The sequence below is a fragment of the Bacteroidota bacterium genome (genome assembly GCA_038746285.1).
Classification (GTDB): Bacteria; Bacteroidota; Rhodothermia; order Rhodothermales; family JANQRZ01; genus JANQRZ01.
In genome coordinates this window covers 182526-197463 of the sequence record JBCDKT010000001.1, presented here as the reverse complement: position 1 = coordinate 197463, position 14938 = coordinate 182526, and the positions used below count along the sequence as shown (strand labels likewise).

14 protein-coding genes are annotated in these 14938 nt (G+C 70.4%); 1 reads left to right on the top strand and 13 read right to left on the bottom strand.

Features of this window, described 5'->3' with window-relative positions:
• Positions 1–417: T9SS type A sorting domain-containing protein (locus AAGI91_00800; GenBank protein MEM1041144.1), on the top strand; the 417-nt coding region annotated here is incomplete at its 5' end.
• A gap of 47 nt (positions 418–464) precedes the next feature.
• Here the strand turns inward: AAGI91_00800 and AAGI91_00795 are convergent.
• The 13 genes from AAGI91_00795 to gyrB form a co-directional block, all read right to left on the bottom strand.
• A complete protein-coding gene (locus AAGI91_00795; protein ID MEM1041143.1) occupies positions 465–1463 on the bottom strand; it encodes a glycosyltransferase family 2 protein in 999 nt (332 codons plus the stop codon).
• Positions 1464–1623: 160 nt separating this feature from the next.
• Entirely contained in the window at positions 1624–3657 is a 2034-nt protein-coding gene (locus AAGI91_00790; GenBank protein ID MEM1041142.1) for a hypothetical protein, read from the bottom strand.
• A 77-nt stretch (positions 3658–3734) separates the two neighbouring features.
• Positions 3735–4415 (bottom strand): deoxynucleoside kinase, encoded by a 681-nt coding sequence (locus AAGI91_00785; GenBank protein ID MEM1041141.1) that lies wholly within the window; start codon positions 4413–4415, stop codon positions 3735–3737.
• A gap of 102 nt (positions 4416–4517) precedes the next feature.
• The gene (locus tag AAGI91_00780) at positions 4518–5078 is read right to left on the bottom strand and encodes a hypothetical protein (protein ID MEM1041140.1); all 561 of its coding nucleotides are present in this window, start codon (positions 5076–5078) and stop codon (positions 4518–4520) included.
• 15 nt (positions 5079–5093) lie between these two features.
• Positions 5094–5645: a hypothetical protein gene (locus AAGI91_00775; GenBank protein ID MEM1041139.1), complete on the bottom strand. Its 552-nt coding sequence runs from the start codon at positions 5643–5645 to the stop codon at positions 5094–5096.
• Between the two features lie 128 nt (positions 5646–5773).
• Positions 5774–6622: a patatin-like phospholipase family protein gene (locus tag AAGI91_00770; GenBank protein MEM1041138.1), complete on the bottom strand. Its 849-nt coding sequence runs from the start codon at positions 6620–6622 to the stop codon at positions 5774–5776.
• Positions 6619–7515 (bottom strand): mechanosensitive ion channel family protein, encoded by an 897-nt coding sequence (locus AAGI91_00765; GenBank protein MEM1041137.1) that lies wholly within the window; start codon positions 7513–7515, stop codon positions 6619–6621. Before AAGI91_00765 ends, AAGI91_00770 begins: the two co-directional genes overlap by 4 nt.
• Before the next feature lie 58 nt (positions 7516–7573).
• Positions 7574–8626 carry an NAD-dependent epimerase/dehydratase family protein gene (locus AAGI91_00760; protein ID MEM1041136.1) on the bottom strand — a complete coding sequence of 351 codons (1053 nt, stop codon included), beginning with the start codon at positions 8624–8626 and terminating at the stop codon, positions 7574–7576.
• Between the two features lie 92 nt (positions 8627–8718).
• On the bottom strand, positions 8719–9801 hold the full coding sequence (locus AAGI91_00755; GenBank protein ID MEM1041135.1) for an ATP-dependent 6-phosphofructokinase: 1083 nt from the start codon (positions 9799–9801) through the stop codon (positions 8719–8721).
• Positions 9802–9890: 89 nt separating this feature from the next.
• Positions 9891–11828, bottom strand: coding sequence for a hypothetical protein (locus AAGI91_00750; GenBank protein MEM1041134.1), 1938 nt, complete (start codon positions 11826–11828; stop codon positions 9891–9893).
• The gene (locus AAGI91_00745) at positions 11804–12370 is read right to left on the bottom strand and encodes a hypothetical protein (GenBank protein ID MEM1041133.1); all 567 of its coding nucleotides are present in this window, start codon (positions 12368–12370) and stop codon (positions 11804–11806) included. The genes AAGI91_00750 and AAGI91_00745 overlap by 25 nt, the downstream gene beginning before the upstream one ends.
• A 10-nt stretch (positions 12371–12380) precedes the next feature.
• Positions 12381–12884, bottom strand: coding sequence for a Uma2 family endonuclease (locus tag AAGI91_00740; protein MEM1041132.1), 504 nt, complete (start codon positions 12882–12884; stop codon positions 12381–12383).
• Positions 12885–12907: 23 nt separating this feature from the next.
• Positions 12908–14899 carry a DNA topoisomerase (ATP-hydrolyzing) subunit B gene (gene gyrB, locus AAGI91_00735; GenBank protein MEM1041131.1) on the bottom strand — a complete coding sequence of 664 codons (1992 nt, stop codon included), beginning with the start codon at positions 14897–14899 and terminating at the stop codon, positions 12908–12910.
• Between the last annotated feature and the right edge of the window lie 39 nt (positions 14900–14938).

Here is a 14938-nt window from a genome sequence, read left to right as displayed (position 1 = left end):
TACACGGTCGCCATCAGCGCCGGCCCGAACACGGGCACCGCGGTTGCGACGGACGAGGTGACGGTGATCATCCCGGCCAGCCGCGCGGTCGCTGGCGGATCGACCGAGTGGACACTGGTCGACGCGCAGCAGTGGCCGGCGCTTGAGGCAGCCGCCCGCACGAGCGCGCTGGGAGCCTTCCCGAACCCGTTCGCGGACCGTACGGAGATCGGGTTTGAGCTCGAGGCGAGCGCCCGGGTGGAGCTCGTGGTGTACGACGTGCGAGGCCGCGAGGTCGCCACGCTGGCCAACGACGTGCTGGAAGCGGGTCAGCACAGCGTGGAGTTTGACGCGGCGTCGTTGCCGAGCGGTGTGTACATCTACCGCCTGGTGACGGGTACGCAGGTGGAGACCGGCCGCATGACGCTGGTCAAGTAGGCATAGCCGATCTGCTGCTCATCGTGTAACGAGCAGCAGGACGCAGGCTAGCGAGGCCCTCGGTGCGAACGCGCCGGGGGCCTCGCTTCGCTGTGGCCGGCCGGCGCGAGCGTTTCGCGGAGGTGCACGTCGTCGGTGCGCTCCATCTGCGGGCGGACGATCATCTCGCCGAGAAAGCCCGCCAGGAAGAGCTGCACGCCGACGATGACGAGCATAATCCCGAGGTGGAACAGCGGCCGGTCCTCGATGGGGGTTCCCATGACCCAGCCCACCGAGAGGTAAAGCGAGATCGCAAAGCCCCCGAGGAACGAGAGGGTCCCGAGGCCGCCGAAGAAGTGCATCGGCCGCCGCCCGAACCGCGTCACGAAGACGACGGTCAGGAGGTCGAGGAAGCCGCGGATGAAGCGCTCGATCCCGAACTTGGTCTGCCCGTGCCGGCGCGGGTGGTGCTCGACGGCCTGCTCCTCGATGCGGGTGTAGCCCTCCCACTTGGCGAGCAGCGGGATGTAGCGGTGCAGCTCGCCGTAGACGCGGACGTTCTTCACGACCTCGGCGCGGTAGGCCTTGATGCCGGAGTTGAAGTCGTGCAGCTTGATCCCGGAGACGAGGCGGGTGACGCCGTTGAAGAAGCGGCTTGGGATCGTCTTCGAGAGCGGGTCGTGGCGCTTCTGCTTCCAGCCGCTGACGAGGTCCGCCCCGGCTTCGAGGCGGGCGAGCATCTCGGGGAGTTCGGCCGGGTCGTCCTGGAGGTCGGCGTCGAGCGTGGCGACGAACCGGCCGCGCGCCCGCTCGAACCCGATGGCGAGCGCCGCGCTCTTGCCGTAGTTGCGCCGGAACCGGACCCCGGCGAACCGGGGGTCTTCGCGGTGCAGGCCCCGGACGACCTCCCACGAACCGTCGGTCGAACCGTCGTCGATCAGCCAGACTTCGAAGCTGTAGCCCGTCGGCTCGACGGCCGCGCGGATGCGCTCGGCGAGTTCGGGGAGCGACTCCGCTTCGTCGAGGAGCGGGATGACGAGGGAGAGATCGGGGGCGTCGGTGTGCATGGCCGAAAGCTACGGCGGAGCGGGAGGAGTGGGAGAATGGAAGATGGAGGATGGCGGTCCGCACCCCATCCCTCACTCTCCATCCTCTCCATGTACTCTCTCCCTCCCCGCCCTCCACGCCAAACCTTCTCCCACTCCGCGCCGAAGGTGCCATCGCCCTTCAGTTCGGCAGCAGCCAGAAGACGCCGAAGCGAAGGCGCGGGTTGGGGAGCGGGTAGACCGGGACCACGTAGGCCCCGGCGTAGGCGCGGCTCGCGAGCAGGTTCTCGTAGGCGATGAAGACCGTCGCCCGTCCGCTGCCGATCGCGGCCTCGGTCACGAGGTCGAGCGTGCCGGAGGCATCGACCGGCCGGGCATTGAGGGGGCGGAGCGCGTAGAGCGCGGTCGGCGCGTGAAAGCTCCGGCCTCGGAACGCCGACCACCCACGCCCGCGTGCGGCGATGTCGATGTCGAGGTTGCCGTCGAAGAGGTTCAGGGCGCGCGCGCCGAGGCGGGCCTCGCCCCAGACCGGCGGCACCGCCTCAGCGGCCCGCTCGTGGACCGGCGAGTCGGCGGCGTTGAGCAGGGCGTGGGCGTTTGCCCGCAGGCGGAGGTAGAGGCCGCGCGACGCCCGGTCGCGCCACGCGAGGCGCACCGTGCCCGTCGCCCGTCGGAACGCACCGTCGACCGTCGTGAAGGCGGCGGCGAGGTCCCCGTCCTCGACGAGCAGCACGCGGGGATCGGTCTGCTGCACGAGGGTGCCGGACAGCCCGAGATCGAACGGCCCCAGCTCGGCATCGAACCCGGCCGCGAGCGTGAGCGACCGCTCGGTGCGGGCAGGGCCGAGCGGCTGCGCGAGCCCGCCGAAGCCCTCGCGCTCGACCCGGCTGGGCGTGGCCCCGGCGAGGCGCGCCGACACGAACGCCTGCACTGGCCCAAGCGCTTGATCGGCACGGACACCGACGACGGGAAACGAGGCCGCCGCCGCCGAAGTGAACCCCGCCTCGAGGCCGAGGTCGAAGCCCGCGAGCGCGAGCGAGTCGTGGACCGCGAGGTGGAGCGTGCGAGCGCGGTCGGCGCCCGGGAACGCGGTGCCGCGCCTCGTCCGTGTCACCCACCCCTCGGCGACGGCCCGCAGCCGGTGCACCCCGATCCGAAGCGGCTGCACGAGCCGCAGCCCGACCCGGTCAGCGCGCGCCCCGACTGTGTCGGCCCCGGTGGGCACGTTGGAGCCAAAGTACCGGAACGTCTCGGCGGTCCAGAACGCGGTCGCCGTGAGGGGAGCCGGGAGGACCGGCAGCCGGAGCGTGGCGGCAAGGTCGTTGCGGATCGTCTCGCGCTCGGCGTTCGGGTTGAGCGGGTTCGCCCGGTCGAAGACGGTCTCGAAGACGCCGGTCGGCGCGACGCCGTCCGAGGCCCCGGCCCGGTCGCGCCCGTGGCGCTCGGTGACCTCGACGGAGAACGCGGGCAGCGCGAGGCCGACCCGCCCGATCACCTGCCACCCGCTCACGCCGACGCCTGCGAACTCGCCGTCGGCCGTCCGGCCGCTGACGTGGAAGAGGGCCTGGAGCCGCGCCCGGTCGCCGCCGAGCGCGCGGGCGAAGTCCGGACGCCGCGTCTGGGCGTGCGTGGCCGAGATAAACTGGATGCCGTCGGGCCCGGTGCGGTAGCGCAGTTCGGTCACCGGCACCGCCGCCGCGAACGCCCGGAGGTCGGCCGCGACGCCCACCGGCTCCGTCCCGTCCGGCCCGAGGCGGAGCGGGGCGAGCACGTCGAGTGGCAGCAGCTCGAAGGCGGGGCGTCCCGAGAGCAGGTTCGAGACCGGAACCCCGCCGAGCGTCAGCGCCGTGCGCCGAGGGCCGAGGCCGCCGAACGACACCCCCCCGGCCGCAGCGGGCACGCCGAGGTCGTGGAGGAACGCGCCTGGGGCCTCGGCCAGCAGGTGAGCCGCGCCGAAGACCGGCCGCCGCGTCGGGATGCCGCTGACCACGCGCCCAGCCGCGTCTGACGAAAACGAAACGACCGGCAGCGCCGGCCGCCGCGCCGCGAGCGAGTCCGCCGCCAGTGAGTCCGCCGGCACGTCGAGGGTGTCCACCGGCACAGCGAGCGGGTCGGCGAGGAGCGAATCGGCCGGGAGCGCGAGCGAGTCGGCGAGCTGGGCTTGCGCGGCAGGAAGGGCGAGGAAGAGCGAAAGAGCGAAAGAGCGGAAGAGCATCCGGCCGAACAGGCACCGTCGCAGGAGCCGGGCCTTCTTCCCTGATTCCCTGCTTCCTCGCTTCCACTCTTTCCCGCTCACCCCGCCATCTCCGGGAAGAGCCCGTAGAGCCGGCTCTCGACGCGGCTCAGGATCTCGAACCGGTCCTCGTCGGCGTTGACGAAGTCGAGCGTGTCGGTCTCGACGATCAGCTTGGGGCCGAGGTCGTAGCGCTCGACCCAGTCCTCGTAGAGCACGTTGAGGCGCTCCAGGTAGTCGATGCGGATGCCGGCCTCGAAGTCGCGGCCCCGGTTCTGGATCTGGCGGACGAGCGTCGGGACACTCGCGCGGAGGTAGACCAGCAGGTCCGGCGGGCGGAGGTAGCTCGTCATCAGCGCGAAGAGGTCCTGGTAGTTCTCGTAGTCGCGGCTGTCCATCAGCCCCATCTCGTGGAGGTTCTTGGCGAAGATCTCGACGTCCTCGTAGATCGAGCGGTCCTGCACGACCGAGTGCGGGGCCTCCTCGATCCGCTTCTGGTGGTCGAAGCGGCTGGAGAGGAAGTAGACCTGGAGGTTGAAGCTCCAGCGCCGCATGTCCTCGTAGAAGTCCGCGAGGTAGGGGTTGCCGTCGACGCGCTCGTAGAACGCCTCCCACTTGAAGTAGTCCGAGAGGATGCGCGTGAGCGAGCTTTTGCCCGCCCCGATGTTGCCCGCAATGGCGACGTACTTCTTGCCCGTCCGGGCGGTGTCGGCGGCGGCTTCGGCGAGGAGGTCTTGCATGAAGGGATAGGAGCGGAGGTGAGGACAAGCGGGAGCGGGGAAGATAGCGTGGCGGCACTCCCTAAACTCTTCCGCTCCTCCGAATCCTTGGCCCTTCCGCGCCTATTCGCGCTCGAAGGTGAGCGTCGTGAGGCCGTCCACGAGGATCGTGAGCGTGGAGGTGCTGACCGAGCCGGTGCCGGCGAAGAGCGAGGCGTCGAAGAGGTCGGGCTCCTCCGGCTCCTCGTCGTCCAGCATCTCGTCCTCGCCCATTTCGTTCTCCTCGTCCTCGATGATCTCGGTGACGGCAGAGTTGAAGCGGATGTCCGAGCCCTCGACGGTGAACGGCCCCTCGCTCGTGGCGCGGTCCACCATCTGCGCGTCCTCCGGCTCGTCGGGGTCGCAGACGGCGCGGGCGAGGACGTCGAGTTCGTAGCGGGCGTCGGCGCGGAGCGTGATCGTCCCGCGCGAGAGCTGGACCTCGCACTCGTCCACGGCCCCCACGCCGCCGGGCAGCGCCTCCTCGTTGACCGCCACGAGCCGGTACGTCCCGACCACGTCGTCCGGCACGACGGCCGCCTCCGCTGGCGACTCCTGGACGGACTCGGGCGGCTCCTGCGTGCCCTCGACGGGGCGGCAGGCGGCGAGGAGGACGGGAAGCAGAAGCAGGGCAGCGGTGCGCATGGCGGTCGTTTACGGTCAGGAGTCTTCGTCGGGGTCCGGGCGCGTGAGCGTGATCGTGCTGGGCGCCCGGACGGCGGCCGGGTAGCCCATCGGCCCGACGAGGAGGGTAGCGGTCAGCGAGGCGTCCTGGAGGCGGAAGGCCCCCGACGCGAAGGGCGGGTCGAGCACGTCGTCCGAGGGCGCGCGCAGCAGGGCGAGGTCGAGCGTGCCGTCCCGGAAGGTACCGCGCACCTCGTACGTCTCGGTGTGGTTGACGACCCCCTCGGTCTCGGTGCCGTCGCTGCCGTCGGGGAGCGTCTCGGTCCGGGTCACGAAGCCGTCGTCGGTGAGCGTGAGCGTGCCGCCGTAGGCCCCTTCGGTCCCGCGCTCCGCCAGGGTGAGGACGTAGGCCTGGACGGCGTCGATATCGTAGACAAGCGCGGTGTCGGCGGCGGTGTGCTGGGCGCTGAAGCTCATGCTGACCTCGCCTGCCCACGTCCCATCGGCGGTGAGCGGTTCGTCCTCCTCCGCGCCCCCGTCGCAGGCGATGAGCACGAGGGGCAGGGCGAGTGCGGCGAGACGGTACATGGGTCGGGAGGCGAGACGAAACATACGAGCGGGCCGGGCGCAGCGCGCCGCCCTCTCTTCTGTCATCGGTCCTCCGCGTCCCGGATGTAGGCGAAGTTTTCGGGCGTGGACGGCGCAGGGACGCACCGCTAGTCGGCCAGGGCGCGGAGACGCTCGGCTTGTGCTTCGGTGGCAGCGTGGCCTCGCTCGAAGAGGGCACCGCGGTCTTCACCCAGTTCGAGCAGGCCAACGTCCGAGAGGTCCGGGGCGATGAGCACGTCGGGCGGGTGGGCGACGAGCGTGGCCGCCTCCAGCCCGGCCATGAGGATGTCCACACCCCGAGCCGCCGTTTCGAGCGCGCGCGGAAGATCCTCGTCTTCGTCCTGAAACAGATCGGCGAAGCGCTGGACCCAGAGCGAGAGCCGAGTGCGACTGGCCAGAGCCGACGGTGCGGTGTGGCGCAGATGAAACAAGCGGACAGCCACCACGGCCGAGCACCCGCGCTCGCGCAGCGCCTGCACCGGCAGGTTGGAGGACAGCCCGCCGTCGACCAGGAGTCGGCCGCCGATGCGGACCGGAGCAAACACGCCCGGCACGGCGGTCGAGGCCATCACGGCGTCGACGAGGTCCCCCTCGCCGAGGCATACCCGCTCGCCCGTTTCGAGGTCGGTGCAGACGACAGTGAGCGGCACAGCCAGTGTCTCGATCTGGGCTTGGCCGAGCTGGGTGCGCAGAAACTTCCGCATCGGATCGACCCCGACGAGCGCGCGGCCGTCGAGCCGAAGCGCGAACAGCGAGGTCAGCCGGACCGACGACAGCAGCCGCAGCATCTCGTCCGGCGTCTTGCCGGAGGCGTAGAACGCCCCGACGAGCGCGCCGATCGAGGTCCCAGCGACGCGCCCGACCGGTACGCCATGTGCCGCGAGTGCCGAGAGCGCCCCGACGTGGGCGAGGCCCTTCACGCCGCCCCCGCCAAGCGCCAGCCCGATCCCGCTCACGGCGCGCCCGCCCCGGTGCCGTCGCCCTCCACCCGGAACGGCGGGCTACCGGCGAGGGGAGCGAGTTGCACCGTCTCGAACGGCATGTCGACGCCCGCTTCGGTGAGCGCGACGTAGACCCGCTCGCGCAGCCGGAAGCGCTCCGCTTTGTGGGAGCGCTCATCCTTGATCCACGCCTGCAATTCGACTTCAACGTTGTAGTCGTTCAGCGCGGTCACCACCACACGCGGCGGCGGCTCGGCCAGAAACGCCGGGTCGCCGGTGACGAGGCCTAGCAGCAGGCCGCGCACGCGGTCGAGGCTCTCGGCGACGCCGACCGTCACGGCCACGTCCAGCCGGAGGTGCGGGAAGTTGGTGTACGAGGCGACGGTCGTGTTGATGATGACCGAGTTCGGGACGGCCAACATTCGGCCGTCGACGGTCACGACGCGCGTCGAGCGGAGCGTGATCTTGTCGACCCGCCCGTAGCTGTCCTCGACCTCGACGAGGTCGCCGATCACGAAGGGGCGATCCCAGAAGATGAGCAGGCCCGAGATCAGGTTCGAGAGTGCGTCGCGGGCAGCGAAGCCGATGGTCAGGCCCGCGATCCCGAGACTCGCGATGACCGCGGCCGTGTCGATCCCCACAGCGGCGAGCGCCTGCACGGCCCCGAAGGTGAGGAGCGCGAACTTGAAGGCGGTCTCCAGAAAGCTCGCCGAGGTCGCGTCGACGCGCGAGCGGCCCAGCGCCAGCCGCAGCACCCGGCTGAGCAGCCGCCACAGCAGGTAGAACGCTGCGAAAAGCAGCACCCCCACCAGCAGGTTCGCCAGGAACGAGGCGAGCGATGCCCCGATGACTTCGGGATCGAACTCGGCGCGGAGGCGGTCCGCGACGCCTAGGAGAAACTCGCTCATGCTGTTCGGTGAGGCCGGTGAGGGACGAGCAAAATACGGCGCGCCGGTTTTCCTCCCGTCATCGACCGTCTGTGTCCCGGATGTAGGCGAGGTGCTCGGGCGTGAACGGGACCGGCTCGGCGTCGAAGTCGGCCCAGAAGCGCGACGCGTCGCAGGTGTTGCCGGCGACGAGCATCTTGAACTGCGCCGGCGAGATCGGCAGCAGCCCGACCTCGCCGACGGTGCCGACGACGAACTTCGAGAGCCAGAGCGGCTGGTGGAGCTTCGGCTTGGGGTCGAGGCCCATCGCGCGTGTGATCCGGTCCACGGTCTCGTCGAACGTGAGCGCCTCGGGGCCGGCGACGCAGTAGGCGTCCTGTTCGAGGTAGGCCTTCGCGTCCGTCGGCGGCTCGCGGTCGAGCGCCTGCACGAAGGCACCGGCGACGGCGGCGACGTGGACGGGCTGCAGCCTGTACTGCCCGTCGCCGAGGATCGGGAGGACAGGGAACGGGCGGATGAGGCTGTCCGCGAGGCGGCCGGCGAACTCCTCGCGGCCAGGCCGAGCCGGTCCCGGCTCGGGGTCGCCGAAGAGGATCGACGGCCGGAAGATGAGGTAGACCTCGAAGCCGGCGGCGCGGACGATCTCCTCGGCCCGCCACTTCGTCGTCTGGTACTCGCTGTCGGCGTCCGCAGCCGCCCCGTTCGCGCTCATGTGGATAAAGCGCGTGATCCCCGCCGCCTTCGCCTCCTCGACCACCGTCCGCGTGCCCTTGACGTGGATGCGCTCGAACGTGACGCCCTTCGGCCTGACCTCCTCGATGATCCCGACGAGGTGGATGACGGCGTCGCAGTCGTTCATGTCGCCCTGGATCGACGAGAGGTCGGTGATGTCGCCGTAGACGACCTCGACCCGCCGGCCGGAGCGCTCGGCACCCGCGTCGTCGCCCCGCTCGATGTCCTCGACGACCGACTCCTGGGACGAGTCCACTTCGGCCACCTGCTCCGGGTCGATGTCGAGCTTGTCGAGTCCGCCGTCGCGGACGAGGCAGCGGACGGTGTGCCCTCGGTCGAGGAGCGCGCGGAGGACGTAGGAGCCGACGTAGCCGGTGGCCCCGGTGAGGAAGACGTGCATCGTTCAGGAGAGGAGGAGCGAAAGAGAGGAGGAGCGGAGGATGGGGGCGGCGGTGAACATCAAATCGCTTCCCATCTTCCGCTCGTCTGCTCCTACATCGCCACACCGAACGAGGTCCCGACGGCCAGCGCAGCCTGGACCATGTCGTGGCTCTGGGGCACGGTCCGCACCTTATGTGCGACCTCGGCGAGCGGGACCCGGGCCATCGTGCCGTTCTGGAGCGCCACCATCACGCCGTAGCTCTGGTCGGCGATGCAGCGGGCGGCGGCCTCGCCGAAGGCGGTCGAGAGGATGCGGTCGTAGGCCGTGGGCGTGCCGCCGCGCTGGACGTGGCCGAGGATCGTCGTGCGGATCTCGCTGTCGAGGTGGTGTTCGAGGGCGCGCCCGAGGACCTGGCAGGCCCCGCCGAGGCGGACCGGGTCGGGGCTGCCCTCGACGAGCTTCAGCACCGCCATCTCGCCGCCGACGGGCTTCGCGCCCTCGGCCATGGCGATGATCGTGAAGCGCTGCCCGCCCTGCTCGCGCCGCCGGCAGACGCGGGCCACCTCGTCCACGTCGTACTCGAACTCGGGGATCAGCACCACGTCGGCACCGCTGGCGAGGCCGGCGTAGAGCGCGATCCACCCGGCGTAGCGGCCCATCGTCTCCAGGACCATCACCCGGTGGTGGCTCTGGGCCGTCGAGTGCAGCCGGTCGAGGGCCTCGGTCGCAATTGCGACGGCGGTGTCGAACCCGAACGTCCGGTCGGTCCCGACAAGGTCGTTGTCGATCGTCTTCGGGACGCCGACGACGTTCAGCCCTTTCTCCTGGAGGCCGTGGCAGATCGACATCGTCCCGTCCCCGCCAATCGCGACGAGGGCGTCGAGCTTGATCTCGCGGACGTAGTCCAGCACCTCGTCCGACACGTCGGCTCCGTCGCGCCCGAAGTATTCGAAGGGGTTGGCCTTGTTGGAGGTGCCGAGGATCGTGCCGCCGACGGTGAGCAGGCCCGAGACGTCGCGGTAGGAGAGCGTCCGAGCGCGGCGCTCGATCAGCCCCTCGAAACCGTCCTCGAAGCCGATGACCGTAGCCCCGTCGCGGAGGATGAGGCTCTTGGTGACGGCGCGGATGACGGCGTTGAGGCCGGGGCAGTCGCCGCCGCCCGTGAGGACGCCAACGCGGAGCGAATCGGACATGGAGGGTCGGGAGTCAGGATGTCGCGGGTCGGGAGTCGAAGCTACGGACCACCGCGTTCGTGGGGGCGATTCGGGGTGGAGGGTCGGAGCTAGAGATTTACTTCGAGTCGGAGGTAGAACCGCAGGTCGAGGGCCGCGCCGACGGGGTGGTAGCGCTCCTCCTGGTTGAGGAGGTTGCGGAAGAGTAGGCTCCCGCGGAGCCGCCGCTGCCAGAGCCACTTCTCGAGCGAGGCGTCGAGGAGCCACGCCGCTGGCACGGTGGCGTCGTACAGCCCGCTGCCTGCGTTGACGAACGGCGGCGCATAGGCGGGCCAGCGCGCCGAGGTGCGATGGATCAGGGCCCCGGCGACCGTGAAGCTCTCCACGGTGAGTGCAGCGTCTGCCCCGAACCGGTGCGCGGGCACGGCCTCCCACGCACGCTGAAAGAACGCATCGCCGCCCACCGGCCCCTGCCCGTCCCAGTGCAGGCGGACCCGCCGCCCACTACGCTCCCAGCGCACGGCGACGCGCCCGCCCGCAGTCAGACCGGTCTCGTCCGGTGCGACTAGAAGCAGCCGAGGGCTGTCGAACGCGTCCGGGTCAGGGGCCGTCGGTTGGGCCTCGACCGTGAGGCCGTGGACGCTCCGCACCACAGCGTGCGTCTCTAGCGTAAGGGATGGTACCGGGCGAGCGATCGCGTCGAGGTGCAGCGATAGCTCCGTTGTTCTCTCCAGCCCAGCCGGCTGCCGCACGTCGACGGTCGCGTCGAACGCGTCGAACCCGCGCACCTGCCAGAAGCTGAACCGGGGCTGCTCCTCGGGGAGCCGCTGCGTGAGGGCCGCCGCCGCGCCGAGCGTCCACTGCCCGACCGCGTGCCGCGTCCCGAGCACGGCGCTCGCCCCGACCTCGCCGCCTGCCACCGCCAGCGCTGCGTCGAGATGCTGCCGCTGACCTGCCACCGTGCGCACGACCTGCCCGGTGACCGTCCCGAGCGTGAAGCCCTCCACCGCGTCCGAGGTCACGCGCCGGACCTCGCCGCCGAGCGTCGCCGTGTAGCCCCCGAACCGCCGCTGCCCGTCGAGTCCGGCGCGGAGCGTCCGCCGCTGCCAGTTCGGGTCGAGGCCGAGCGCCGCGCCGTCCCACGCGTCGAGGCGGTCCTCGGCGAGGGCGAGCCGGTAGCCGAGCGTGGTCCGCGCCGCGATGGGGACGCGCCCGTGGAGCCCGGCCTGCCCCCACAGCCGCCGCACCGGGATCTCGCGCCCGAGCGGCTGGAAGAACCACAGGTCGTTGGCCCCGCCGCCGAGGAGGCTGAGGGCGTGCGTCCCGCCGAGCGCGTCGGCTTCCACCCGGAGCGCTGGGGCCAAGAGCCGGAGCGCCGGGTTCGCGCCGAGCGCGTCGAGGTTGCGGTCGAAGGCGGCAAAGTCGGTGGCGTAGAACCGGAGGAGCTTGAACCGCGCCTGCGCCCGCCACAGCGGCGCGCCGTAGCCCGCGCGCGCCTCATAGTCGGCCCCGAACTTGTCCACGTTCCGGCTCGCCAGCTCCGGCACGTAGCGGAACGGGCCGGGGTCGCCGATCTCGTTGCCGATGGCGACGCCGCCTCGCGCTGCGCCGCCCCGCTCGGTCCGGGTGGTGTGGATGTGGAGGACGCCGCCGTGCGCGAGCGTGCCCGCCACGAGGCGCGGCTGCGTCCACACCTCGACCGAGTCGACCTGCGTGACGGCCACCGGCACGAGCGACAGGTTCTGCTCGCCGAACAGGCCCATCTCGATCCGCTCACCGTCGACGAGCAGCGTCCAGGTCTCGGCTCCGAACGGCTCCGCGCCGCCAAAGCTGGTGCGCCAGGTGAACCCGTCCACGGTCGCTGTCCGCATGCCGTCGATGAGCCGGAAGAGGTCCGGCAGCCGGTAGAGCCCGGCCGCCTCGATCTCGGCCCGCGTGACGACCTGCCGCCCCGGGTCGGGCAGGGCGCGCTGCGTCGTGTCGGCCGCGCTGAGCGAGGCCACGAGGGCGAGCACGGCCAGCGTCATCGCAGCGCCTCCCGCAGCCACTCCGGCGTGCGAAACGCCCGGCTCACGCCGACCTGCACAAACCCGAGGTCGATCCGCTCGGCCGTAAACATCCGCACCGCCGAGCCGCCTGCCGTCAGCCGCCACCCCGAGGCAATGGGCACGCTCGCGCGGAGGTCGAAGCCGGCCGTCAGTTCGGCCTCGCTGCGGACGGCCGCCGGGTCGTCGGTGTCGAAGCGCATGTTGAAGAGGCCGACGCGCACGCCCGGCGCAAGCTGCACCCCGCCGGGGAGTCCGATTCCGACACTCCACCCGGCGGAGGTGTAGAACGAGACGAAGTCCGGCACCGCAGGGTCTGCCGCCGCACCGCTCGCCGTGTGCCACGCCGCCGCCAGCCCGAGCCGGAAGTCGCCGAGGTAGAACGGCGTCGCGGCCCACACCTCGATTCCGGGGCCGGGGTCCCAGAAGTCCGTGAACGGCGCGTCGGCGACGGTCCCCACGCCGCTCAGCCCCACCTCGATTGTCTCGAACGGCTGCGCCGCCACCGGTGCGCAGAGCAACAGCAGGCAGAGGACGCGCAGCATCGCTCCCTGCCTAGATCTGGCTCGGGAAGTCCGGGGCGAGGGTGGACCGCCCGCGCTCACCCTCGTGCCCGAAGAACGTGACGCGCCCTTCGAGGTCGCAGATCCACACCTCGGTCGCGCCTTTGGCGAGGTAGAGCGTCACCTTCTCCTCCATCTCCGCCTCCGTGTTCGAGGGTGACTTGATCTCAGCGCAGATCGGGGGCGCGGTCGGGAACAAGATGCCGTCCTCGTGCTCGGAGAAAAACGACGGTTCCGTCCACGCCACGTCCGCCACACAGACTCCTCGACCCATCGGTACTGCTGCGTCGAAGGTCACCACGTCTCCGCACGCCGCGTCGAGCGCTCGGGCTAGGCGAGCTTTCATCCGACCGCGCTGAACACTGAACGGACTCGCCAGCACGATGCAGCCCCGCTCATCTAGCTCGATCTTGAACGGTACGTCTTCCAGCGCCGGGTGGTCGATGAGGTCCTGCCACTCCACTGGCTCGTCGAATGATAGCGTAGGGTGAGCCATCGTCTATCCTCTCTTCTCCATCCTCATGTGTCAATCGTCGCGTAGCGGGCGTTGCGCTCGATGAACTTCCGCCGCGGCTCGACGGCGTCGCCCATGAGCGTCGAGAAGACGCGGTCGGCGGCGGCGGCGTCCTCGACCGTCACGATCTGCAGGACGCGCGTGGCCGGGTCCATCGTCGTCTCCCATAGCTGCTCGGGGTTCATCTCGCCGAGGCCCTTGTAGCGCTGCACGGCGACGCCCCGGCTCCCGCCGAACTGCTCGACGATCTGCTCCAGCTCGGCGTCGGTCCAGCAGTAGTGCTCCTCCTTGCCCTTCTTGGCCCGGTAGAGCGGCGGCTGCGCGATGTAGACGTAGCCCTGCTCGATCAGCGGCCGGAGGTAGCGGTAGACGAGCGTCAGCAGGAGCGTGCGGATGTGCGCGCCGTCCACGTCGGCGTCGGTCATCAGCACGATCTTGTGGTAGCGCAGGTTGTCCGTGCTGAACTCCTCGGCCTCGACGCCCGTCGCCAGGCCGGTCCCGAGCGCGGTGACGATGTTCTTGATCTCCTCGTTGTCGAGGATCTTGTCGAGCCGCGCCTTCTCGACGTTGAGGATCTTGCCGCGCAGCGGGAGGATGGCCTGGAAGTGCCGGTCGCGGGCCTGCTTGGCCGAGCCGCCGGCGGAGTCGCCCTCGACGAGAAAGACTTCGCTCTCGGCGGGGTCTTTGGAGGCGCAGTCGGCGAGCTTGCCCGGCAGCCCGGCCCCGCCGAAGGCGTTCTTGCGCTGCACGAGCTCGCGGGCCTTGCGCGCCGCGGCCCGGGCCTGCGCCGAGAGCGTCACCTTCTGGATGATCCGCTTGGCGTCGTTCGGGTGGTCGTCCAGCCACTCGGCCAGTTTCTCGCCGACGAGGCTCTCGACCGCGCCCTGGACCTCGGAGTTGCCGAGCTTGGTCTTGGTCTGCCCCTCGAACTGCGGCTCGGCGACCTTGACCGACAGGACGGCCGTCAGGCCCTCGCGAAAGTCGTCGCCCGAGAGGTCCACCTTGACGTTTTTGAGGAGGCCGCCCTTCTCGGCGTAGGTCTTGAGCGTCCGCGTGAGCGCCCTGCGGAAGCCCGAGATGTGCGTCCCGCCCTCGTGCGTGTTGATGTTGTTGACGAACGAGAGGACGTTCTCGGTGTAGCTCGCGTTGTAGCGCATCGCCAGCTCGATCGGCACCTCGCCGTTGTCACCCTCGATGGAGATCGTGTGTTCGAGGATCGCCTCGCGGGCTTCGTCGAGGTAGGCGACGAACTCGGTCAGGCCGCCCTCGGAGTGGTAGGTCTCGGCGCGGAGTTCGTCGTCCTCCTCGCGCCGGTCCTCGATCGTGATCTGGAGGCCGCGGTTGAGGTAGGCCAGCTCGCGCATCCGGTCCGAGAGCGTCTCGAAGCGGTACTCGGTGGCGAGGAAGATCGAGTCGTCGGGCCAGAAGTGGACGTGGGTGCCCGTCTCCTCGGCGTCCTCCATCGGGCGGAGCTTCTGGAGCCCGGTGACCGGCACGCCGCGCTCGTAGGTCTGCTGCCAGACGTGCCCCTCGCGGCGGATCGTGACCGTCAGCTTGTTCGAGAGCGCGTTGACGCAGCTCACGCCGACGCCGTGGAGCCCGCCGGAGACCTTGTAGGTGTCCTTGTCGAACTTGCCGCCCGCGTGCAGCACGGTCATCACCACCTCGACCGCCGGGCGGTTCTCCTTCTTGTGCATCCCGACCGGGATGCCGCGCCCGTTGTCCCACACCGAAACCGAGTTGTCCTCGTGGATTTGGACCTCGACGCGGTCGCAGTAGCCCGCGAGCGCCTCGTCGATGGAGTTGTCGACGACCTCGTAGACCAGGTGGTGGAGGCCACGCACGCCGACGTCGCCGATGTACATCGCGGGGCGCTTGCGGACGGCTTCGAGGCCCTCCAAGACCTGGATGTTGTCGGCCTCGTACCGGCCGCTCGGCGGGACGGGCACGCGGACGGACTCGTCGTTGCCGTGGAGGTTTAGGGTCTCGTCTGCCATGCGAGTCGGAGAGTGCGGTAGGGAGTAGGAAAATCGCGG